Genomic DNA, 24027 nt, shown 5'->3' with positions numbered 1-24027 from the left:
GTATAGCACAGATTTTACAAAAGGCAAAGGAAATGTTAAAAATATAACAATCCTTACTGCGGCACCGTTCGCTGTTTCCGGCCTATTTGACGGTCAGTACCCGCACCTTCATGCCGTCCTCCAGGGAATGGCTGCTTTGCAGGATTACCTCATTGCCCTGGGTAAGACCCTGGGTTATTTCCATGTAGGCGTTTTTCTTCCTGCCCTTGGTGACAGGCGTTTTCTCAGCCTGGTCCCCGGACACCACATATACATAATCCCCACCATCATCGGTAAAGATGCATTTGGATGGAATATATACGGATGCGGAAGGTTCATTGACAGAGGCGCGGACATCTGCCATAAGACCGGTGTCGTGCAGGCTGTCATCGGCGTCCAGCAGGATTTTGACGGTATACATGCCTGTTTTGGAATCGCAGACAGCAGAGATTTCAGATATGCTGCCGCGGCAGGTCTTTCCGGCGGACTGGAGGCTTATATCCATGGGCATGCCCTTTGCCAGCTGGCCGATATCCGTGTCAGCTACCTGGATTTCCACCTTTTCCCCGCTGTCATCCATGACGGTTGCGCCTGTATCCTGGGGGGACACGGTCTGGCCGGTTTCCACATTGATTTTGGTTATCATTCCGGTGATGGGAGAGGTGACGGCACAGTCATCGTATTTTTTCTGGGCAATGTCAAGGGCTGCCTTGGCGCTGTCCAGCTGGGCCTTGGCTGAATCGTAATTGCCGTCCTGGCCGTTCCTGGCTGCCTGAAGCTTTGCCTCGGCTGAATCCATCCTGGATCTTGCATTTTCAAAATCCACCTGGGAGATTGCATTGGCGGCGTAAAGGGCCTGCATACGGGCGAAATTATTTTTGGCGTCCGTGTACTCGATTTCTGCCGGGGCCACGTTTGTATTCTGTTCGCTTGCCTTTTTTGCAATGCCGAATGCTGCCTGGGCAGCATCGTATCCGGCCTGGGCCTGCTGCAGGGAGAGGGCGGCATTGGTGTCATCCACCTGGAATATCACATCCCCCTTGTTCACATGCTGTCCTTCGGAAGCAATGATTGCAGTTACCTTGCCGCTGGTTTCCGGCATGATGTCAATGGTGCTCATGGCCTCCACGGTTCCCTGCCATACCATGGAGGACAGGTCCCTGCCTGATTTTGCAATGGCGGTTGTCACTTCGGTCTGGCTGCTGTTACCGGAGCATCCGGTGATAAGGCTGGCGGCCAGCATAAGGCCGGCTCCGATTCCTATTAATTTCTTCATTATGATTCCTCCCGTTTTTCCTTATTTCAAATGTACCTTTACAGATGCGTTCATTCCGAACACCAGAGGCAGGTTTTCCTTGTTCTCGATGGTGACCTTGATGGGAATCAGCTGTGTGACCTTGGTGTAGGTCCCGCTGGTGGAAAAGCTGGTGGTGTTGGTGAAATAAGTCTGGGTTGCCGGGTCGATTTCAGTTACCTGTCCCTTAAATGTCCTGTGGGGATATGCGTCCAGCCTGACATCCACCAGCTGGCCCAGATGGATTTTCATGATATCTGTTTCCTCCACATTGACACCGATATACAGGTTGGAGGTGTCGGCAATCACTGCCAGGGGCGTGCCTGCGGCCACGGTCTGGTTGGCCGCGCCGTCATTCTTGACAACGGTTCCTGTTATGGGGGACGTGATATACGGAAGCACTTCCTGACGGCCCAGCACCTGGTCCTGTTCCACCAGGTCGCCGTTCTCCACATCCCAGGATATCAGTTTCCCGCTGGTAACTGGCATGACGGAATAGAGCTTTGCCGTAACCTTGGCGTTATCCGTGCTGAAATAGTTCGTGCTTACGCTGAACAGGTAATAACCGGTGCAGCATCCGATGATGACCACGGCGAAGAGCAGGGGGTAGAGGATTTTTTTGAGTTTTCCCTTCCTGCCGCTGGTTTCTTCCCCATCTATATTGTTCTGGATTTTATCGTTCATTTCATTCACCTTTCATTTTCTTTCATGAAGCCTCAGGCCTTCCGCCATCGGGCGTGCGGGATGGCGCTAAGTGTTCAGTGCGAACTGGCTTTGATATAAGTCGGCGTAGAAGCCCTTCTTCTCCAGCAGTTCCTGGTGGTTGCCCTGTTCGATGATGTCGCCGTCCTTCATGACCAGGATCAAATCAGCGTCCCGGATAGTGGACAGGCGGTGGGCAATGACAAAGCTGGTCCTGTTCTGCATCAGGTTGTTCATGGCATTCTGGATCAGAACCTCGGTCCTGGTGTCAATGGAGCTGGTGGCTTCATCCAGGATAAGGATCCGCGGGTCTGCCAGGATGGTCCTGGCAATGGTTAAAAGCTGTTTCTGGCCCTGGGACAGGTTGCTGGCCTCCTCATTAATCATCATATGATAGCCGCCCGGCATGGACCGGATGAATTCATCACAGTGGGCGGTCCTTGCGGCTGCCATGACTTCCTCATCGGTTTTATCAAAATTCCCGTACCGGATATTGTCCATGATGCTGGCGCTGTAGAGCCAGGTTTCCTGGAGTACCATGCCGAACACGGAGCGCAGGCCGTTCCTGGTGAAATCCAGGATGTTGTGCCCGTCGATGAATATGCTGCCGCTGTTCAGTTCGTAGAACCGCATAAGCAGCTTTACCACCGTTGTCTTGCCCGCGCCGGTGGGGCCTACGATGGCGATGGTCTGGCCCGCGTGGATGACCGAGGAAAAGTCATGGATGATCAGTTTGTCGGAACGGTAGCCAAAATGCACATGGGAAAATTCCACATCCCCCCGCACCTGTTCCGGCTGTATGGGCGTCTGAGTCTCAGGAACCTCCTCCTGCTCATCCAGGAATTCAAACACACGCTCCGCCGCAGCCGCCGTGGACTGGAGCGTGTTGGAGATATTGGCAATCTGGGTGATGGGCTGGGTAAAGGAGCGCATGTATTGTATGAAGGCCTGGATATCGCCGATGTCAATTACCTTTTTTACGGTCAGATATCCGCCTAACAGACATACGAACACATAGCCCAGGTTGCTGACGAATGACATGATGGGCATCATCATGCCGGACAGGAACTGGGATTTCCACGCTGATTTGTAAAGCTCATCGTTGATTTCCGTGAATTTTTCAATGGCCTCGGCCTCGCCGTTAAAGACCTGGACCACATTATGGCCGCCGTATATTTCCTCGATGTGTCCGTTGAGCATTCCAAGGCTTTTCTGCTGGCCCTTGAAATAGCGCTGGGATTTCTTCACAACGCCCATGATCAGGCCCATGGAGAGGGGCAGTACCATGACGGCCACCAGGGTCATCCGGATGCTGATGGATATCATCATGATCAGGACGCCCACCAGGGTCGCGACCGAGGTGATGATCTGCGTAAGGCTCTGGTTCAGGGTCTGGCTCACCGTATCCACGTCATTGGTGATGCGGGACAGCACCTCGCCGTGGGTCCTGGTGTCGTAGTAGCTTAAGGGCAGCCGGTTCATTTTCATTGATATGTCCTTGCGGAACTGGTAAGTGACCTTCATGCTGACACCCGACATGATATAGCTCTGCAGATAGGAAAATACAGCCGATATCAGGTACAGCACCACCAGCAGCAGGAGACAGTTCCTTATGTAGCGGAAATCGGTGAGAAGTCCGGTGCCCATCATCCAGGCCATCATGCCTTCAAACAGCTTGGTGGTGGCCTTGCCAAGGACCTTGGGTCCTATGATGGAGAAGACGGAGGAACATGCGGCAAACAGGATGACCACGGCAACCGAGGCTTTGTACACCATCAGGTATTGTAGGAGATGGAGCATGGTGCCCTTGAAATCCTTTGCCTTCTCACCAGCCGCGCGGATGCCGCGGCCGCCGCCCATCCGGGGAGCGGATGATTGTTTTTGTTCTGTCATTGCAATTCCTCCTCGCTGAGCTGGGACAGTGCAATCTCACGGTAGACCTTACAGCCTGCCATAAGCTCGCGGTGGGTGCCCCTGCCCACCATCTTCCCGTGGTCCAGTACGATGATCTGGTCCGCGTTCATGATGGTGCTGATACGCTGTGCCACCAGGAACTGGGTCGTGTCACCGGTTTCTTCCCTGAGGGCCGCCCTCAGCTTTGCATCCGTCTTAAAATCCAGGGCGGAAAAACTGTCGTCAAATATATTGATGGGCGCATCCTTCACCAAAGCCCTGGCAATGGACAGCCGCTGCTTCTGACCGCCGGACACATTGCCTCCGCCCTGGGCAATCATGGTGTCAAAAAGGTCTGGTTTGGACTCAATGAACTCCATGGCCTGGGCGATGCGGGCGGAACGTTCAATCTGTTCCCCGCTGGCTGTCCGGTCGCCGTAAGCCAGGTTGGAGCGGATGGTGCCTGAGAACAGGATTCCTTTCTGGGGCACGAACCCAAGGCTCTGGCGAAGCTTGTGAAGGGGCCAGTCTTTGATGTTGACACCGTCAATGAGGATTTCGCCCCCGGTTACATCATAGAAACGTGGGAGCAGGTTGACCAGGGTGCTCTTGCCGCTGCCCGTGGCGCCGATGAAGGCGGTTATCTGTCCGGGAAGGGCGGTGAAGCTGATATCTGAAAGGACATCCCCGTCCCCGCTGGGATAGTGGAAGGACACATTGCGGTATTCCACCACGCCGCGGACCTTATCCGGGCATGATGGATGCCTGGGGTCGGTAATACTTGATTTAGTCTGAAGGACCTCCACCACACGGTTGATGGATACAATGGCCCTTGGGATCATGATGAACATCATGGACATCATCAGGAAGGCCATGATGATCTGCATCACGTACTGCATGTAGGCCATCATGTCGCCCACCTCCATCTGGAAGCCGGAGACCTGGTTGGAGCCGACCCATATGACCAGCAAGGTTATGAGGTTCATGATGAGCATCATGGCAGGCATCATTCCTGACATGGTCCGGTTCACGAACAGGTTGGTCTTGGTCAGGTCCCGGTTTACCGTGTCGAACCTGTTTTCCTCAAATTCCTGGGTATCAAAGGCCCTGACCACCAGCATTCCTTCAAGGTTCTCGCGGACCACCAGGTTTAAGCGGTCGATGAGCTTTTGTACCACCTGGAATTTTGGCATCACAAGGCTGAACATGGAGAACACCACGGTAAACAGCAGGACCACGGCCAGGGCGATGATCCACGACATGGATTTATCCTTGGCCAGGGCGTGGAGGATGCCGCCCACAGCCATGATGGGCGCATAGAACACCATGCGTATCATCATGACAATCAGCATCTGTATCTGGGTGATGTCATTGGTGGTCCTGGTAATGAGGGAGGAGGTGGAGAAACGGTCCAGCTCCGCATTGGAGAACCCTTCCACGGATATGAATACATCCCGGCGCAGTCCGCGGCAGACGCCTGCAGCTGCCCTGGCTCCTAAGAAACCCACCGTGACGGTGCAGCACGCGCTGATCAGGGCGACTCCCAGCATCTTGAAGCCGGTGCCCACGATATAGGAGGTGTTGCCCGTGGTGATGCCGTCATTTACAATATCGGACATCAGGTCCGGCAGCGCCAGGTCGCATGATGCCTGGCCAAAGAGGAGCACGATGGCCAGCAGTATGTACAGTGTATATGGTTTGAAATATCGAAAAAGTACACTCAACTTATTCCTTCTTCCTGCTGCCGGATGCTCTGTCAGCCATGGCAGCTATAATATCGGCACATCCTTCATATCCGAAGGAACTGGTATTCAGGCAGATGTCATGGTTTTCCATCCTGCCCCATTCCTTTTCAGCAAACATCTTATAATATTCCCTTCTCTGCTGGTCCTTGCGCCGGATATAGGCTTCGATGTTCTTTAAGGGCACATGGTCCGTATGATGGATCCGCTGTATCCGTTCCTCCATGGAGGACGCATAGATGAAAATGTTCAGGGAACCGCACACATTTTTCAGGACTGTGTCCGCACACCTTCCGATGAAGATCCCGGGACCTTCCATGGCCAGCCGCCGTATGGTCTCACTGACCGCCTCAAACTGCTGGTAAGGCTCAAACATCCGCCCGTAATCCTGCATGCTGCCCGCAAACACGGCAATGTCGTGGAGCAGGCTTCCGCTGCGTTTTTCATCCTTTTCCTTCAGGACCCCGGGATTCAGCCCGAACCGCTCCGCTGCCAGAAGCAGCAGTTCCCCGTCATAAAAAGGGATTCCGAGCTTATGGGACAGGATCCGTCCAACTTCCCGTCCTCCGCTTCCATATTGACGTTCAATGGTAATGCAGCTGCGTCTCATGGCCGTTCCTCCGTTCTCTTTTTCCTGCGCTCCAGAAGCTGGTGCATCTCGTCCTCCATGATATCGGCCAGCTTTCCCCAGAGTCCGATGAGCCGGGATATATCCTCCGGTCCCATCCTCCGTATGATCTGTGATTTCAGAAGATCCATATCCCGGGCCGTGCTGGTCAGGATATCCCTGCCCGCAGGCGTCAGGCATACGAAAATATTCCTCCTGCTTCCGGTGTCGACTTTTCTTGTTATAAGTCCTTTTCCCTCCATGGTGTTAAGCAGGCGGGAGGCGGAAGAGGGCACAATCTTCATGCTTTCGGCCAGCTCCGACACATAGATGCCGATGGAACCCGGATGTTCCTTCACATACCGGTCAATCTGTTCCAATGCATAATATTCCGAATAAATCACCTGCTCGGATAAGATATTCAGCCTGATTTTCTTCATCCTTTGCATGATCTGCATCAGCTCTGACTGAAGTATTTTCTCATTCCGTTCATCCGACATGTTTTTCCTCCTTTTGGAAAAATAGTTAACAATGTTAAATATTTATAGTGTATAATATTAACGCCGTCAGTTGTATTTGTCAACAGTATATGATGGATTGTAACAGAATAATTACACCGGACAAGGGCTGTGTGTGATTAAAATTGCGGTTAAGGTTGACATTTCCCCAAGGCATTATTATAATAAAGAAGTTAAATGGTAAAAGCTGTGAAGGAGACAGTAGGTCTGCAGGAACGCCTCAGAGAGCCGGGGATGGTGGAAGCCCGGTGCCAGTAATGCAGGACTGAATATCACTCCGGAGCTGTCCGGCTGAGAAGATGGGACAAGGTCCGCAGGCATCCAGGGGATGCATGGACACGCCGCATGGTAAGCCGGGACGCAATTCCTGCGTTAAAGGGACTCATATGATGGTATGCAGTAATAGGTGGTTAAACGAAGGAGTTATTTACGGCTTTCGTCCTGTTCGGGACGGAAGCCTTTTTTATATGAATCCATATAACACAGCACATACCAGAGTATATAAAACTAGGAATGGAGGAATCCAAGGATGTATGACAAAGTCTCCACAGACCTTAAGTTTGTGGAAAGAGAAAAAGAAGTGGAAAAATTCTGGGAAGATGAGCACATCTTCGAGAAGAGCATCAAGATGCGCGAGGGCTGCAAGCCTTACGTGTTCTATGACGGACCGCCCACCGCCAACGGCAAGCCCCATATCGGCCACGTGGAAACCCGTGTCATCAAGGACATGATCCCGAGATACCGGGCCATGAAAGGCTACATGGTGCCGCGTAAGGCGGGATGGGATACCCACGGACTCCCCGTGGAGCTGGAAGTGGAGAAGAAACTGGGACTGGACGGCAAGGACCAGATTGAACAGTACGGGCTGGAGCCGTTCATCAGGGAGTGTAAGGAAAGCGTCTGGAAATACAAAGGCATGTGGGAGGATTTCTCTAACACCGTCGGTTTCTGGGCTGATATGGATGACCCATATGTGACTTATGAGAATGATTTCATTGAATCTGAGTGGTGGGCGTTGAAGCAGATCTGGGACAAGGGCCTTTTATACAAGGGCTTTAAGGTGGTTCCCTACTGTCCGCGTTGCGGGACCCCCCTTTCCTCCCATGAGGTTGCCCAGGGTTACAAGGATGTAAAAGAACGTTCCGCCATTGCGCGGTTTAAGGTAAAGGACGAGGATGCCTATATCCTGGCATGGACCACCACGCCCTGGACCCTTCCAAGCAACCTGGCCCTCTGCGTGAACCCGGTGGAGGATTATGTGAAGGTAAGGACCGGGGACGGCTATACCTATTATATTGCCCAGGCCCTGGCCGCCACTGTGCTGGGCGAGGATTACGAAGTGCTTGAGAGTTACAAGGGCAAGGACCTGGAATATAAGGAATACGAGCCTCTGTACGGGTGCTCCGTGCCCCTTGCTGAGAAGCAGCACAAGAAAGCATATTACGTGGTGTGCGACACCTACGTAACACTGACGGACGGTACGGGAATCGTACACATCGCCCCTGCATTCGGTGAGGACGATGCCAATGTGGGACGCAGATACGACCTTCCCTTTGTACAGCTGGTGGACGCAAAGGGTGATATGACAAGCGAGACACCATTTGCAGGCACCTTTGTCAAGGACGCGGACCCGCTGGTGTTAAAGGACCTGAAGTCAAGGGGGCTTCTGTTCTCAGCCCCTGCTTTTGAACACAGCTATCCCCACTGCTGGAGATGCGGCACACCGCTGATTTACTATGCAAGGGAATCCTGGTTCATCAAGATGACTGCCGTGAAGGAGGATCTGATCCGCAACAACAATACCATTAACTGGGTGCCTGACGCCATCGGCAAGGGCCGTTTCGGCGACTGGCTGGAGAATATCCAGGACTGGGGCATTTCCAGGAACCGGTATTGGGGAACGCCTCTTAATATCTGGGAGTGCGGGTGCGGACACCAGCATTCCATCGGAAGCATTGAAGAGTTAAAGAGCATGTCCGACAACTGTCCGGAGGATATCGAGCTTCACCGTCCGTATATCGACAATGTGAATATCAAGTGTCCCAAGTGCGGCGGGCTTATGAAGCGCGTTCCCGAGGTCATTGACTGCTGGTTTGACTCCGGCGCCATGCCATTTGCACAGCACCACTATCCATTTGAGAATAAGGAACTGTTTGAATCACAGTTCCCGGCACAGTTCATCTCCGAGGCAGTGGACCAGACCCGCGGATGGTTCTATTCCCTGCTGGCTGAATCCACCCTGCTCTTTAACAAGGCGCCTTATGAAAATGTTGTTGTCATGGGCCTGGTACTGGATGAGAACGGACAGAAGATGAGCAAGTCCAAGGGCAATGCGGTAGATCCCTTTGATACCCTGGCAGCCCATGGCGCGGATGCCATCCGCTGGTTCTTCTATACCTGCAGCGCGCCCTGGCTTCCCAAGAGATACCAGGACAAGGCCGTGACCGAAGGACAGCGCAAGTTCATGGGCACCCTGTGGAATACCTATGCATTCTGGGTACTCTATGCCAATATTGATAATTTCGACGCCACAAAGCACACCCTGGAGTACGATAAGCTTCCTGTCATGGATAAGTGGCTGCTTTCCAAGATGAACTCCATGGTTAAATGTGTGGATGATAACCTGATGAATTACCAGATTCCCGAGGCCGCAAGGTCACTGCAGGAGTTTGTGGACGACATGAGCAACTGGTATGTGCGCAGAAGCCGCGAGCGTTTCTGGGCCAAGGGCATGGAGCAGGATAAGGTTAATGCTTACATGACCCTCTATACCGCCCTTGTGACGGTTGCCAAGGCAGCGGCGCCCATGATCCCGTTCATGACAGAGCAGATTTACCAGAACATTGTCAGGAAGATTGATGCGGATGCGCCTGAAAGCGTTCACCTGTGCGACTTCCCTGAGGTGCAGGAAGCCTGGATTGACACCAGCCTGGAGCAGGACATGGATGAGGTCTTAAAGGCCGTGGTCATGGGCCGCGCCGCAAGGAATGCCGCCAACATCAAGAACCGCCAGCCCATTGCCCAGATGTATATCAAGGCTGACCACGCCCTGTCCGAGTTCTATGTGAAGATCATTGAGGATGAGCTGAATGTGAAGAAAGTGGCCTTCTCCGATGATGTGAGGGAATTTACCTCCTATACCTTTAAGCCCCAGCTTAAGACGGTGGGACCCAAGTACGGGAAGCTCCTGGGACAGATCCGCCAGGCCCTTACGGATATTGACGGCAGCGCCGCCATGGATACGCTGAATGAAAGCGGCGCCCTGACCTTTGACTTCGCAGGGCAGGAAGTGGTGCTGACAAAGGACGACCTTCTGATTGACGTATCACAGAAGGACGGATATGTGACGGAAGAGGACAACTACCTGACCGTGGTGCTGGATACCAACCTGACACCGGAGCTGGTTGAGGAAGGCTTTGTCCGCGAGATCATCAGCAAGATCCAGACCATGCGTAAGGAAGCAGGTTTTGAGGTCATGGACCATATCGCTGTTTACCAGGATGACAATGACAGGATTGCAGAGCTTCTGAAGGCCAATGCAGACCAGATTAAGGCCGAGGTAATGGCTGATACCATCTTCCTTGGAAGGATGGGCGGCTATGCCAAGGAGTGGGGCATCAACGGCGAAAAAGTCATGCTTGGTGTTGAAAAGACCATGAAATAATGTTAATATGGGAGGCGGGGTTAAAAAACCCCGCCTATATGAGGATAGGGAGGATTGTGCCGATGAATAAAGGATTTGATAAAGTCACATTCAAGCGCAGCGTGATAGACAACGTGAAGAACATGTTCCGCCGTACCATTGACGAGGCTACGCCCCAGCAGGTATTCCAGGCGGTTGCCTATGCGGTAAAGGATGTTATCATCGACGAGTGGATAGCAACCCACAAAGAGTATGAAAAGAAAGATACAAAGACAGTATACTACCTGTCCATGGAATTCCTGATGGGCCGCGCCCTGGGCAACAACATCATCAACATATGCGCCCATGATGAGATTAAGGAAGTGCTGGATGAACTGGGATTTGATTTAAACCTGATTGAGGACCAGGAACCGGACGCTGCCCTTGGCAACGGCGGTCTGGGACGTCTGGCCGCGTGTTTCCTGGATTCCCTTGCGACGCTGGGATATCCTGCTTACGGCTGCGGCATCCGCTACCGCTACGGTATGTTCAAACAGAAGATTGAGAACGGCTACCAGATTGAGGTGCCGGATGAATGGCTGAAGGACGGCAACCCATTTGAAATCCGCCGCCCGGAGTATGCGCAGGAAGTTAAGTTCGGCGGCTATGTGCGCATTGAGAATGTGAACGGCGCCAACCATTTCGTGCAGGACGGCTATCAGACGGTCCGCGCCGTGCCCTACGACCTGCCGGTAATCGGTTACGGCAATAACGTGGTGAATACCCTGCGTATCTGGGATGCGGAGCCGGTGAATACATTTAACCTGGATTCCTTTGACCGGGGCGATTACCAGAAGGCAGTGGAGCAGGAGAACCTTGCCAAGACCATCGTGGAAGTGCTGTATCCCAACGACAACCACTATGCGGGCAAGGAACTGCGCCTGAAACAGCAGTATTTCTTCATCTCCGCCAGCGTGCAGAGGGCAATCACAAAGTATAAGGAAAAACATGACGATATCCGCAGGTTCCATGAGAAGGTGGCGTTCCAGCTGAACGATACCCACCCCACGGTTGCAATCCCTGAGCTGATGCGTATCCTTTTGGATGAGGAAGGCCTTAACTGGGATGAGGCATGGGAGGTGACCACCAAGACATGTGCGTACACCAACCACACCATCATGTCAGAGGCCCTGGAGAAATGGCCCATAGAGCTGTTCTCACGGCTGCTTCCAAGGATTTACCAGATCGTGGAGGAAATCAACCGCAGGTTCCAGAACCAGATCCAGTCCATGTATCCGGGCAACCAGGAGAAGCTGCGCAAGATGTCCATCATCTACGACGGACAGGTGAAGATGGCTTATATGGCTATTGCAGCCAGCTTTTCCGTCAACGGCGTTGCCAGGCTGCACACCGAGATCCTTAAGAACCAGGAATTAAAGGATTTCTATCAGATGATGCCGGAGAAGTTCAACAACAAGACCAACGGCATTACCCAGAGAAGGTTCCTGCTCCACGGCAATCCCCTGCTTGCTGACTGGGTGACCTCCAAGATTGGGGATGAGTGGATTACCAACCTTCCCCATATCAAGAAGCTGGAGATTTATGCGGACGATGAAAAGTGCCAGCAGGAATTCATGAACATCAAGTACCAGAACAAGATCCGACTGGCCAGATATATCAAGGAGCACAACGGGATTGAGGTGGACCCCCGTTCCATCTTTGACGTACAGGTAAAGAGGCTTCACGAATATAAGCGCCAGCTGATGAACATCCTGCATGTGATGTATCTGTATAACCAGTTAAAGGATAATCCGGACATGGATATGGTGCCCAGGACATTCATTTTCGGCGCCAAGGCGGCGGCCGGTTATAAGCGCGCCAAGCTGACCATCAAGTTAATCAATTCCGTGGCGGATGTAATCAACAATGACAAGTCCATCGGAGGCAAGATTAAGGTGGTATTCATTGAGGATTACAGGGTAAGCAACGCAGAGCTTATCTTTGCGGCTGCTGATGTGAGTGAGCAGATTTCCACGGCCAGCAAGGAGGCTTCGGGCACGGGCAACATGAAGTTCATGCTTAACGGCGCCCTGACACTGGGCACCATGGACGGGGCCAATGTGGAGATTGTTGAGGAAGTGGGCAGCGAATATGCCTTCATCTTCGGCATGTCATCGGATGAGGTCATTAATTATGAGAATAACGGCGGATATTATCCAATGGATATCTTTAACAATGACCAGGAAATCCGCAGGGTGCTGATGCAGCTGATTAACGGCTACTATGCGCCGGATAACCCTGAGCTGTTCCGGGATATCTATAACTCCCTGCTGAATACCAAGAGCAGCGATAAGGCGGATACCTACTTCATCCTGAAGGATTTCCGTTCCTATGCAGAGGCCCATGCCAAGGTGGATAAGGCATACAGGGATGAGAACTGGTGGGCCAAGGCAGCCATCCTCAATGTGGCTGACAGCGGTAAGTTTACATCCGACAGGACCATTGAGGAGTATGTAAGGGATATCTGGCACCTGAAAAAAGTGACGGTTGAGATGTAAATAGTAAGTGCACGTGGCTGCTGTATCATGCAGCAGCGCACATGCACTGTGTATCCATGCTCCGGTAATCCTGAATCAGAAAAGGGGGCCGGGGCATTTTGAGTAAAGAGAGGCAGAGCGATTATGAAGATTCGGGATATACTGGCACAGGGGAAGCCCACCCTGTCTTTTGAGGTATTTCCTCCTAAGACAGAAGATAACTATAATACGGTGGAGAAGGCGGCAAAAGAGATTGCCAAGCTTAAGCCGGCATTTATGAGTGTTACATACGGCGCAGGCGGGGGCACCAGCGATTATACGGTGGGCATTGCCTCGGACATCAAGGAGTACGGCGTGACGCCCCTGGCCCATCTGACCTGTGTGTCATCCACCAGGGAGAAGGTACAGGGGGTGCTTAAGGAGCTGAAGGCACATGGGATTGAGAATGTACTGGCCCTCAGGGGGGATATCCCTGAAAACGGACAGACCCCCAAGGTTTACCACTATGCGTCCGAACTGATCCGGGAAATCAAACAGTCGGGGGATTTCTGCATCGGCGCTGCCTGCTATCCGGAGGGCCATGTGGAATCCGCCAACAAGTCGGTGGACATGGACTATCTGAAACAGAAGGTGGAGGCTGGCTGCGATTTCGTGACCACCCAGATGTTTTTTGATAACAGCATCCTGTACAGCTATCTGTACCGCATCCGGGAAAAGGGAATCACGGTCCCTGTCATTGCCGGGATCATGCCGGTTACCAATGCGAAACAGATCAAGCGTATCACACAGATGTCCGGCACGTACCTGCCGTCCAGGTTCATGTCCATCGTGGACCGGTTCGGGGATTATCCGGCTGCCATGAAGCAGGCGGGTATTGCCTATGCAACGGACCAGATCATCGACCTGATTGCCAACGGGGTCAACGGAATCCACATCTATTCCATGAACAAGCCGGATGTGGCCGGGAAAATCAAGGAGAATCTTTCAGAAATACTTGGAAATGAGTACACATGCACGCCATAGGAGGATTGGATGGAGATACGGGATATTGACAGGGGGGAAGTACTGCGGTATCTGGGATATGGAAGGCATGAAGCGGATGAACGGGTGATGGACCTGGTGGAACAGTGCATCGGGGAACTTGGCCGGGAAGCCAGGCCCCTGCATCTGTGCCGGGATTATCCCCTGGCCCTGGGGCAGGACGGCCTGGTGGATGCCGGGGTCTTCCTTACAAGGAGCAGGAACCTGGCAAGAAACCTGGCGGACTGCGGCAGGATCCTTGTATTCGCAGCCACCCTGGGCACGGGGGCGGACCATCTGATTGGGAAGTATAACCGTCTCCAGATAAGCAAGGCCGTTATCATGCAGGCCGCTGCCACTGCCATGATAGAGGAATACTGCGACCAGGTCTGCGCCGGCCTGAAGGAGGATTACGAGGCGGACGGCTGGTATCTGCGCCCAAGGTTCAGTCCGGGCTACGGAGATTTCCCGCTGGACTGCCAGAGCCGGCTGTTAGACTGTCTGGAGGCAGGCAAGCGCATCGGCATCAAGCTTACGGACAGCCTTCTCATGATGCCTTCCAAATCCGTCACGGCCGTGATAGGCGCCAGCAGGAAGCCGTACCGCTGTGATGTGAAGGGCTGCGAGGCATGTGGGAAGAAGGACTGCGCGTACAGGCGGTAGGGACCTGTACCATGAAAGGGAAAAGGAGAGGAAAGAAAATGATTCGTTTTAACTGCGATTACAGTGAGGGCGCCCATGAGCGCATCCTCAGGAAACTGATGGAGACAAACCTGGAACAGACGCCCGGATACGGGGAGGACCACTATTGTGAGGAGGCTGCCTCCATCATCCGGGGACTCTGTAAACGGGAAGATGCTGACGTGCACTTCCTGGTGGGCGGGACCCAGGCCAACATGACGGTGATTGCATCTGCCCTCAGGCCCCATCAGGGCGTTGTGGGCGCTGTGTCCGCCCATATTAATGTCCATGAGACAGGTTCCATTGAGGCAACCGGACACAAGGTCCTGGCCCTTGCGTCGGAGGATGGCAAGATAAGCGCCGGCCAGGTGGAGACGCTTTACCTGGAACACATCCACGACGAGAGCTTTGAGCACATGGTACAGCCCAAGATGGTGTATATATCCAACCCCACGGAGCTGGGGACCATTTACACAAGGGCGGAGCTGGAAGCGCTTTACGGTGTATGCAGGAAGTACGGGCTGTACCTGTTTGTGGACGGGGCGCGCCTGGCCTACGGCCTTATGGCCGAGGGCAATGACGTGGACCTTCCGGTGCTGGCTGCCAACTGCGATGTGTTTTATATCGGAGGCACCAAGGTGGGCGCCCTGTTCGGCGAGGCGGTGGTCATCCTGAACCAGGAGCTTAAGTCAGATTTCCGCTATCATATCAAGCAGAGAGGCGGAATGCTGGCCAAAGGACGCCTTCTGGGAATCCAGTTCTCAGAACTTCTAAGGGACGGTTTGTACATGGAGTTGGGCAGGCACGCGGACCGTCTGGCGGACAGGATCAGAAAGGCCTGTACGGATAAGGGATACCCGTTCCTGGTATACAATACCACGAACCAGGTATTCCCCATCATGCCGGACAAGGTGCTTAAGCAGTGGGAGGGAAGGTTCAGCTACACCCATCAGGGACGCGTGGATGACAGCCACACGGCCATACGCCTCTGCACCAGCTGGATTACCAGTGAGGAGCATGTGGACATCCTGGTACAGGATATATTAGCTTGCGAGGACTGACAATGAGAATATTAGAGGAAATGAAAGTGCGCCGCCTGTTCTGTGACGGCGGCATGGGAAGCCTGCTTCAGGCCCAGGGCCTTAAGGCAGGGGAACTGCCGGAGCTGTGGAACCTGACACACCCCGAGGTGCTCAGGGACATCCACAGACAGTACCTGGCGGCAGGGGCCGATATCATGACCACCAATACATTTGGGGCTAATGGGCTGAAGTACAGGGATAACCTGGAGGAAATCGTGGCAGCGGCAGTGGGCCATGCCAGGGCAGCGGTGGAGGAGGCAGGACACGGATATGTGGCGCTGGACCTGGGCCCCACGGGAAAGCTGCTGAAACCGCTGGGGGACCTGGAGTTTGAGGCAGCGGTCAGCCTTTATAAAGAGGTTGTCACCGCGGGTGCAAAGGCAGGCGCTGACCTTATCCTGATTGAGACCATGAGCGACAGCTATGAATTAAAGGCGGCTGTGCTGGCTGCAAAGGAAGCAGGCATAAGCCGGGAGGATGGGGAACCCCTTCCTGTGTTTGCAACGGTCATATACGATGAGAAGGGAAAACTTCTGACCGGGGGCAATGTGGAGTCCACCGTGGCCCTGCTGGAGGGACTGAGGGTGGATGCCCTGGGAATCAACTGCGGCCTTGGCCCTGTGCAGATGAAGGAAATCCTCAGGGACATCATGAAGGTGACCTCCCTTCCCGTGCTGGTGAACCCCAATGCGGGCCTCCCAAGAAGCGAGGAGGGCAGGACGGTCTATGATATTGATGAGAAGCAGTTTGCCCTTGCCATGGAGGAAATCGCTCAATTGGGGGCCGCCGTGGTGGGCGGATGCTGCGGTACCACCCCGGCGCACATACGGGAAACCGTTAAACGCTGCAGGGATATTCCTGTCCGCCTGCCAAAGCCTAAGAAGCGCACCGTCATTTCTTCCTATGCCCAGGCAGTGGTAATCGGCGGGAAAACCGTAATCATCGGGGAACGCATCAATCCCACGGGTAAATCCAAGTTCAAACAGGCCCTGAGGGACCATGACCTGGAATACATCCTGAGGGAGGGCGTAAGCCAGCAGGATAATGGCGCGGATGTGCTGGATGTAAATGTGGGCCTGCCGGGGATTGACGAACCATCCATGATGGAGGAAGTGGTGAAGGAGCTTCAGAGCATCATAGACCTGCCGCTTCAGATTGACACGTCGGATATAGAAGCCATGGAGCGGGCCATGCGGGTATATAATGGAAAGCCCCTGATTAATTCGGTCAATGGCAAGGAAGAGGTCATGCACCAGGTATTCCCGCTGGTGGCAAAGTACGGCGGCGTGGTGGTGGGCCTGTGCCTGGATGAAGGCGGGATCCCGGAGACAGCCGGAGGGCGGATTGAAGTGGGGCGCAAGATTATAGACACGGCCGCGTCCTATGGCATCGGGGCCGAGGATATCATACTGGACGGCCTCTGCATGACGGTAAGTTCAGACAGCAAAGGCGCCCTGACCACCCTGGACACGCTCCGCCGTATCCGGGATGAACTGGGAGGCAGATCCATCCTGGGAGTTTCCAACATTTCCTTCGGACTGCCTCAACGGGAAATCATCAACGCCGCATTCTTTACCATGGCCATGGAGGCGGGCTTAAACGCAGCCATCATCAATCCTAATTCGGAAGCCATGATGCGGGCATTCTACAGCTTCAATGCCCTTATGGACAGGGATGCCCAGTGCAGCCAGTACATCGGCGTATACAGCGGCCAGTCCGCCGGTCTGGGACAGACCATAGGAAAAGGCGGGACTGCCGCAGCAGGGGAAAGCACGGACTGCTCCCTGTCCGCGGCCATTGAGCGGGGGCTGAAGGATGCGGCCCATCAGGCGGTCACCGCGCTTTTGGAGGAAAAGGAACCCCTGGGAATCATCAATGAACAGATGATCCCGGCCCTGGACCGGGTGGGAAAGGGATTTGAGAAGGGAACCATCTTCCTCCCGCAGCTTCTCATGAGCGCGGAAGCGGCAAAAGCAGCCTTTGAGGTCATCAAGACAAAGATGGACGCCAAGGGCCAGGTACAGGAGAAAAAGGGAACCATCGTACTTGCAACGGTAAAAGGCGATATCCATGACATTGGCAAGAATATCGTGAAGGTACTGTTAGACAACTACGGATATGAGGTGGTGGACCTGGGCAAGGACGTGCCTCCGGAGCGGATAGTGGAGGAAACCATGGGCAGGAAGGTTCAGCTTGTGGGACTCAGCGCCCTGATGACCACCACGGTCCCAAGCATGGAGGAGACCATACGCAGGCTGAGGACAGCCGCGCCATGGGCCAGGGTCATGGTCGGAGGGGCGGTCCTAACGGAAGAATATGCCAGGACCATTGATGCGGACATGTACTGCAGGGACGCAATGGCTTCCGTCAACTATGCGGAGAGCATTTTTGTAAAATAATATCATGATCTGGGCAGCTCACATGATACGGCCATGCACCGGGTTACGGATACGGAACTTGGGACGGATTCCTTTTCGGGCGGCAGTTCCCGGAAGGACACCATGTTCTTGCCGTGATTCTTGGCGTAATACAGTTCATCGTCGGCTGCCTTTATCATGCCGTTATATGTCTCCATGGAGGAAGGGACCGCGCTGGAGACGCCTACGCTGATGGTGACATAGGGAGCCGTGCGTCTGTCGGCGGCGGGCAGCTTCAGGTCGGCCACGGCCTGGCGGAGGCGGTCGGCAGCGTGGAGGGCGTCCTCGGGCTTAATCCCATACAGAAGGATCTGGAATTCCTCCCCGCCGAAACGGCAGATTAAATCCCTGCCCTGGTGGATGCGGGAAGCCAGGGCAGCAGCCACCTTTTTCAGGCATTCATCCCCGGCCATATGGCCGAAGGTGTCGTTGTACTGCTTGAAATAGTCGATGTCCACCATGATGACGGCGATGGGCACATAGAGCTGGATGGCAGCGGGAATCAGCTGTTCCAGCCGCACGGAAAAACCGCTGCGGTTAAGGACCTGGGTCAGGGGGTCGTTGTCAGCCCGGTCCTGGAGATATACCTGTTCGTCCCAGGCTTCCCTTAAAAGCCTCAGGTTGTTTCCCGTGATGCGGCAGCGCATCTGTGACAGGAACAGGCTGGTGAAGCTGTACAGGAACATGTTGGAGTACATGGACACAGGCGCTTTCTGGGCAACAAAAGAAGGAAGGGCCAGCGCACCGGTGGTGACAATGGCTGCCAGGGCTTCCTTGTACGTATAGATAGGGCCTGCCGCCAGGTAAATATAGAACAGGAGCACGCTTTCCGCACTCATCCTGCCCTTCAGGCAGAGGTAGTTCATGCAGAGACAGAACAGGCTGAACATGATGGTAAAGGAATAGGTGTGGCACTGGAGCAGCTTCCTGGTCCGCCCATTGCGCTCCAGTCCCAGCAGATAATCGCAGTAAAATATATTAAAGCCCATGTACAGGAGGAATATGAGTATGGCGAAGCTGGTGGGGGAGATAAGACGGCTTCTTATGTCCACGGCCCAGTAGCTGATCAGGTTGCCCAGCTCCATGAGGATGAGCAGGATGGAAAAATTCAGTGTCTGGCTTATGTTCATGGTCTGGACGGTATCGAATATTTCCTGCGTATGGGCAAAGTGGCGGTCGGACCTGAGAAATGGAAATGATGTACTTACGTTTTTCTTGACGTTATTTAGCATAATGTAAAATCCCCTGTCATATAATAGTAACCGCCTGCAGCCTGCCTTGATACAGGGTCGGTTACATAATAGTAAAAATATATTCACGCAGTGGGACAAATATAACTAAAAATAAATCGAATCTTGTCTCCCATATTCTGGGAAATCCCCCAATTACTCCCTGACACAAGGAATCCTAATTGTGGTAATATAGTTTTGTAACAAAAAAGAAATATATTTGTAACATTTTAAAATGGGAAAGTGAGGACAAAACTATGTTACCAGTTTCAACCATGGCCGCAGCAGCCCTGTTAGGCAATGTATGCGGCACCAATATGGCAAATATGAATCAGTACAACGCAGCGCTCTATGACACCGCCAACTGCCCCCAAGCTGTCTGCTATCAGAACGGCGGACAGGAGCTGGATGCCATCTTAAGCCGTATGGGCGTAAGCGCAGGCGGTTCACAGTGCGGCCTGAATCCAGGCTGTGCGGGCGGTAACTGCACAGGCAGTACTTGCCAGGGCAGCGGCTGCAGCACCGGGTCCTGCAGCAACGGATTTTCCTACGGAATGGGATTCTAAACAGGACCATCCGTACATAACCATCATTCCTATATAATCATATTCCCTGAAAATGCCCCAGGGTGTGTTTGAAAATTCATTCCCGCCATCTGCACGCCCCACTTCGCGGCATATTTGGTCCCAATTAGGTCAACGTAGCCCGCTACGCCTCCCTCATCGGGACCAAATCTCCCACGAAGTGGGACGCACAGCTGACGGAAAGCAATTTTCAAACACACCCTGGAACCTACATGTTCCGGGGCTTTTTGCGGTCTGCGGCGCAGACAGTTTGGAAAAGCAGCAATAAGAGGGCATTTTCAGGCATAATATATACAGAAAATTAATTCCCATTTTGTATTCAATAGGGTACAATGGACCAGATAACGGAAAAAGGAGCTTGAGAATGGATAGGGATAATCTGATTACGATATTAAAAGGAATGTGGATTGGCGGCACCATGACCGTGCCGGGCGTCAGCGGCGGTTCCATGGCAATGATACTGGGGGTCTATGACCGGCTGATTTCCTCGGTCAGTTCATTTTTCAGGAATCCGGGAAAGAGCATGTCCTTCCTGGTGCGTTTCGTCCTGGGGGCGGGAGTGGGTATGGTGCTGTTTTCCAGGTTCATAAGCTTCCTGTTCACCACCAGGGCAGATGTGCCCCTCCGCTTCTTCTTCCTGGGTGCAGTGGCCGGGGGTGTGCCCATGATATACAGGGAGGCCGGTATCAGGAGGATCAGCCTTGGAGCGGTTGCCTATCCTATTATAGGGATCCTTGGGGTGGTCATCCTGGCCCTGCTCCCGGCCGGGCTGTTTGCACCGGACGGAAGCTTTGGCCCCGGCGCTGTCCTGATTCAGCTTGCAGGCGGCGTGATCATCGCGGTGGGCCTGGTGCTTCCGGGAATCAGCGTGTCCCAGATGTTATATATGCTGGGAATCTATGAGGGCATCATAAAGAACATAAGCACCCTGAACATCCTGCCCCTGATTCCACTTGGCGCAGGCGTGCTGGGCGGCATATTCCTTACGGCCAAGGTGCTGGAGGGGCTGATGCAGCGCCATCCCCAGCCCACTTACCTTATCATCCTGGGCTTTATGTTCGGTTCCCTTCCCGAACTGTTTCCAGGCATACCCCAGGGCATTGATGTTGTGTACGGCGTGATTGCCGCAGCCCTGGGATTCGCGGCCCTGTATGTCATGGCCGGGAAGGAAGGGTAAGACTTAATCCGTCCTCTTATCGCCCCAGAAGAATATACCCACTGTGCCGGGACCTGTGTGGGAGCCGATTACGGTTCCTATTTCCGCCAGGAACGGCTTCTGGTCCAGATTGGGAAAGTTCTCCTCAATCAGGGATGCCACGGCCGCGGCGTCCTCGGGGCAGGAGGAGTGGCAGATAAAACATCTGCCGGAATATCCGGTGCCGTCCAGGGCATGGAGCTTCATCCGTTCGGCCAGTTCTCTTATTACCTTCTTCCTGCCCCGGAATTTGTCCCGGGGAATCAGTTTTCCCTCATGATTGATATTCATCAGCGGACATATGTTCAGCATGTTGCCGAAAAAGGCCGCGGAGGCCGATATCCTGCCGCCTCTCCTCAGGTGGCTTAAGTCGGTTGTGAAGAACCATCCGTGCAGCTGTAACTTATGTTCCTTGATCCAGGAAACCAGTTCTTCATAATCCGCTCCGGCCTGCATCCTCTCCCAGGCCGTATCCAGCAAAAGACCGTATCCCACGGAAGCTGTCAGGGAGTCGATTATCTCGATGCGGCGTTCAGGATAGCGCTCCAACATCTCGTCCCTGGCAATGACAGCGGAATTATAGGTTCCGGATATACCGGTGGACAGGGTCAGGTGGATGATATCCTTTCCTTCTTTTAATATTGGCTCAAACATGGCCTCATACTGTTCGGGATTCACCTGGGACGTGGTGGGCATGGCGCCGTCACGGATTCTTTGATAAAATTCCTCAAGTGAAATGGATTTGCCTAAATCATCATCATATTCTTTATCTTCCATCCTGAAATGGAAGCAGGCATAAGGGATTTCCCGTTCTGCCAGGTAGTGCCCGGGCATGTCTGCAGTGGAACAACAGGTTATTACATAAGGGTTACTCATAATGTGCTCCTTTAAATTTGTAAACTGCTGGTGTGTTTGTTATGGGAAAAGTATAGCATGGGGACGGATGGGTGTCAAATGCATGCCCGCGGGCAGACCTGTATATGGGTGGTACTGGTCAAACAGAGGGAATTGTGCTATGATGTACTTTGTGCTGAAAACCGGAGTATATGAATGGAAAGGGATGGAAACCATAATGTATAAATGCTGTATTTTTGATTTGGACGGGACACTTGTTAATTCCATATATGCAATCCAGAGGTCTGTGAACCTGTCCCTGGAGAAGTGGGGGATGAGGCAGGTTTCAGTGGATGAGTGCCGTGTTTTCGTGGGCGATGGATATAAGAAGCTGCTGGAGCGCGCCCTGGAGGCCTGCGGGGACAGTAAGCTTGAACATTACGGGGAGGCAGTGAATCTGTATCCGGAGATTTTCAAAGGGTGCTGTATGTACCGTGTAAAGGCGTATGACGGAATCATGGAACTGCTGGATTTCCTGAAGGAGAACCATATAAAAACAGCGGTGCTGTCCAACAAGCCCCATCCAAGGACCCTGGACAATGTGGAGGGCGTATTCGGAAAGGGCAGGTTCGACCTGGTCTATGGGGAGCGCGAGGACAAGGGAATCAGGAAAAAACCGTCCCCGGACGGCGTGTGGGCACTGATGGAGGAACTGGGTGTGGACCGGGAAGAGGTGCTGTATCTGGGGGACACCAATACGGACATGCGCACCGGTAAGAACGCCCAGGTGGATACGGTGGGTGTCACATGGGGCTTCAGGGACAGGGAAGAGCTGGAGGCATTTAACCCGGAACTGATAGCGGACCATCCCGTGGATGTGGTGCGGTATATAAAGGATGTGAATGGAATTGAATAGGGAAAAGAATACGAAACTAAAAAGGATGGCCTGGCTGATGGCGCTGCTTGTGACAGCCGGGACCATCCTTGGCGCGTGGGGGTGCGGCGCCAGGCCGGGGACAGGGCCTGGGGGCGGCAGCCATGGGGGTGAGGTCCGGGATGGGGCGGATGACCGTCTGTGCGTTGTCACCACGATTTTCCCCTATTATGATTTTGTGCGCCAGATTGCAGGGGACAGGGTGAAGCTGAAGCTGATTGTCCCGGCCGGGATGGACAGCCATTCCTTTGAGCCAACGCCTGCGGACATGATTGCCATGCAGGAGGCGGACGTGCTGGTGCTCAACGGCGGGGAGATGGAACACTGGGTCGGACAGGTGCTGGATTCACTGGATACCAGCCATATGAAGATACTCACCATGATGGATTACGTGGACGCGGTGGAGGAGGAGCATGTGGAGGGCATGGAGGATGCCCATGAGCATGGGGAAGACGCCCACGTACATGGGGGAAATGCCCATGAACCTGGTGAAGACGCCCACGGACACATGGAAGACGGCCATGGATACATGGAAGACACTAGTGCTTACGGGGACCATGAAGGCGTGCCGGAACTGCATGCATACGATGACAGGGACGGGCATGAGATGGATATTGAATATGATGAGCATATCTGGACCTCACCTGTGAACGCCCAGGCCATTGTGAGGATCATCAGCCAGACCCTGATGGAAGCCGCCCCAGAGGACAGCGGCCGGTTCAAGGCCAATGCGGATGCCTACATTGAGGAACTGAAGGACCTGGACGGACGGTTCAGGCAGGTGGTGGCGCAGGGAAGGAACCATATGATCGTGGTTGCGGACAAGTTCCCGTTCCGGTACTTTGCGGACGAGTACGGGCTTTCCTACAGGGCCGCATTTTCCGGCTGCAGCACGGATACGGAGCCAAGCGCCAAAACCATCGCCTACCTGATTGACAAGGTGAAGGAGGAACAGATCCACGGGGTGTATTACCTGGAGCTGTCCAGCCACCGCACGGCGGAAATCATCAGCGAGGAGACCGGGGCGGTTCCGCTCCTTCTCCATTCCTGCCATAATGTGACAAGGAAACAGTTTGACGAAGGGGTTACCTACCTTCAGCTGATGAACCAGAATGTGGAGAACCTTAGGAAGGGCCTTGAGTAGTATTGGCAGTAAT

The 24027-nt window shown here is 53.7% G+C and carries 20 protein-coding genes; 11 read left to right on the top strand and 9 right to left on the bottom strand.

The window, feature by feature from the left end:
- Positions 1-82: 82 nt before the first annotated feature.
- The 6 genes from LK536_RS40465 to LK536_RS40440 form a co-directional block, all read right to left on the bottom strand.
- Positions 83-1255, bottom strand: coding sequence for an efflux RND transporter periplasmic adaptor subunit (locus LK536_RS40465; RefSeq protein ID WP_227795985.1), 1173 nt, complete (start codon positions 1253-1255; stop codon positions 83-85).
- 21 nt (positions 1256-1276) lie between these two features.
- A complete protein-coding gene (locus tag LK536_RS40460; RefSeq protein WP_025486977.1) occupies positions 1277-1957 on the bottom strand; it encodes an HlyD family secretion protein in 681 nt (226 codons plus the stop codon).
- Between the two features lie 66 nt (positions 1958-2023).
- Positions 2024-3868 carry an ABC transporter ATP-binding protein gene (locus LK536_RS40455; RefSeq protein ID WP_227795986.1) on the bottom strand — a complete coding sequence of 615 codons (1845 nt, stop codon included), beginning with the start codon at positions 3866-3868 and terminating at the stop codon, positions 2024-2026.
- Positions 3865-5592: an ABC transporter ATP-binding protein gene (locus LK536_RS40450; RefSeq protein WP_227795987.1), complete on the bottom strand. Its 1728-nt coding sequence runs from the start codon at positions 5590-5592 to the stop codon at positions 3865-3867. Before LK536_RS40450 ends, LK536_RS40455 begins: the two co-directional genes overlap by 4 nt.
- Before the next feature lies 1 nt (position 5593).
- A complete protein-coding gene (locus LK536_RS40445) occupies positions 5594-6220 on the bottom strand; it encodes a cytidylate kinase-like family protein (protein ID WP_025486980.1) in 627 nt (208 codons plus the stop codon).
- Positions 6217-6717, bottom strand: a complete 501-nt coding sequence (locus tag LK536_RS40440) for a MarR family winged helix-turn-helix transcriptional regulator (RefSeq protein WP_025486981.1) — start codon at positions 6715-6717, stop codon at positions 6217-6219. Before LK536_RS40440 ends, LK536_RS40445 begins: the two co-directional genes overlap by 4 nt.
- A 547-nt stretch (positions 6718-7264) precedes the next feature.
- Here LK536_RS40440 and ileS point away from each other — a divergent pair.
- From ileS to LK536_RS40410, 6 genes are all read left to right on the top strand, one after another.
- Positions 7265-10399, top strand: coding sequence for an isoleucine--tRNA ligase (gene ileS / locus LK536_RS40435; RefSeq protein WP_120058055.1), 3135 nt, complete (start codon positions 7265-7267; stop codon positions 10397-10399).
- A gap of 62 nt (positions 10400-10461) precedes the next feature.
- Positions 10462-12915 (top strand): glycogen/starch/alpha-glucan phosphorylase, encoded by a 2454-nt coding sequence (locus tag LK536_RS40430; RefSeq protein WP_227795988.1) that lies wholly within the window; start codon positions 10462-10464, stop codon positions 12913-12915.
- Between the two features lie 123 nt (positions 12916-13038).
- Entirely contained in the window at positions 13039-13917 is an 879-nt protein-coding gene (gene metF / locus LK536_RS40425; RefSeq protein ID WP_227795989.1) for a methylenetetrahydrofolate reductase [NAD(P)H], read from the top strand.
- A 9-nt stretch (positions 13918-13926) separates the two neighbouring features.
- Entirely contained in the window at positions 13927-14577 is a 651-nt protein-coding gene (locus tag LK536_RS40420) for a vitamin B12 dependent-methionine synthase activation domain-containing protein (protein ID WP_227795990.1), read from the top strand.
- A 38-nt stretch (positions 14578-14615) separates the two neighbouring features.
- On the top strand, positions 14616-15656 hold the full coding sequence (locus LK536_RS40415) for a threonine aldolase family protein (protein ID WP_227795991.1): 1041 nt from the start codon (positions 14616-14618) through the stop codon (positions 15654-15656).
- Between the two features lie 2 nt (positions 15657-15658).
- Complete coding sequence (locus LK536_RS40410; RefSeq protein WP_227795992.1) at positions 15659-18076, top strand: homocysteine S-methyltransferase family protein; 2418 nt, start codon at positions 15659-15661, stop codon at positions 18074-18076.
- A gap of 2 nt (positions 18077-18078) precedes the next feature.
- On the opposite strand, the gene LK536_RS40405 is transcribed toward LK536_RS40410, so the two are convergent.
- Positions 18079-19326: a diguanylate cyclase gene (locus LK536_RS40405; protein WP_227795993.1), complete on the bottom strand. Its 1248-nt coding sequence runs from the start codon at positions 19324-19326 to the stop codon at positions 18079-18081.
- A gap of 254 nt (positions 19327-19580) precedes the next feature.
- On the opposite strand from LK536_RS40405, the gene LK536_RS40400 reads away from it, so the two are divergent.
- Positions 19581-19889, top strand: coding sequence for a hypothetical protein (locus LK536_RS40400; RefSeq protein ID WP_025486985.1), 309 nt, complete (start codon positions 19581-19583; stop codon positions 19887-19889).
- Positions 19890-19918: 29 nt separating this feature from the next.
- Here the strand turns inward: LK536_RS40400 and LK536_RS40395 are convergent, their stop codons facing one another.
- Positions 19919-20107, bottom strand: coding sequence for a DUF6783 domain-containing protein (locus LK536_RS40395; RefSeq protein WP_329602226.1), 189 nt, complete (start codon positions 20105-20107; stop codon positions 19919-19921).
- Between LK536_RS40395 and LK536_RS40390 the strand changes: the two genes are divergently transcribed.
- Entirely contained in the window at positions 20045-20212 is a 168-nt protein-coding gene (locus LK536_RS40390; protein ID WP_329602233.1) for a DUF6783 domain-containing protein, read from the top strand. The genes LK536_RS40395 and LK536_RS40390 overlap by 63 nt on opposite strands.
- A 59-nt stretch (positions 20213-20271) precedes the next feature.
- A complete protein-coding gene (locus LK536_RS40385; protein ID WP_227795994.1) occupies positions 20272-21084 on the top strand; it encodes a DUF368 domain-containing protein in 813 nt (270 codons plus the stop codon).
- Between the two features lie 3 nt (positions 21085-21087).
- Here the strand turns inward: LK536_RS40385 and LK536_RS40380 are convergent, their stop codons facing one another.
- Entirely contained in the window at positions 21088-21978 is an 891-nt protein-coding gene (locus tag LK536_RS40380) for a DegV family protein (RefSeq protein ID WP_227795995.1), read from the bottom strand.
- Between the two features lies 1 nt (position 21979).
- Between LK536_RS40380 and LK536_RS40375 the strand changes: the two genes are divergently transcribed.
- Both LK536_RS40375 and LK536_RS40370 read left to right on the top strand, forming a co-directional pair.
- Complete coding sequence (locus LK536_RS40375; RefSeq protein WP_488473297.1) at positions 21980-22852, top strand: HAD family hydrolase; 873 nt, start codon at positions 21980-21982, stop codon at positions 22850-22852.
- The gene (locus tag LK536_RS40370) at positions 22845-24014 is read left to right on the top strand and encodes a metal ABC transporter substrate-binding protein (RefSeq protein ID WP_331472172.1); all 1170 of its coding nucleotides are present in this window, start codon (positions 22845-22847) and stop codon (positions 24012-24014) included. Before LK536_RS40375 ends, LK536_RS40370 begins: the two co-directional genes overlap by 8 nt.
- Positions 24015-24027: the final 13 nt, after the last annotated feature.

This window comes from Clostridium pacaense (assembly GCF_020709765.2).
Classification (GTDB): Bacteria; Bacillota; Clostridia; order Lachnospirales; family Lachnospiraceae; genus Enterocloster; species Enterocloster hominis.
Note: the sequence above shows the minus strand (reverse complement) of the source record. Positions and strands in the feature narration are given on the sequence as shown.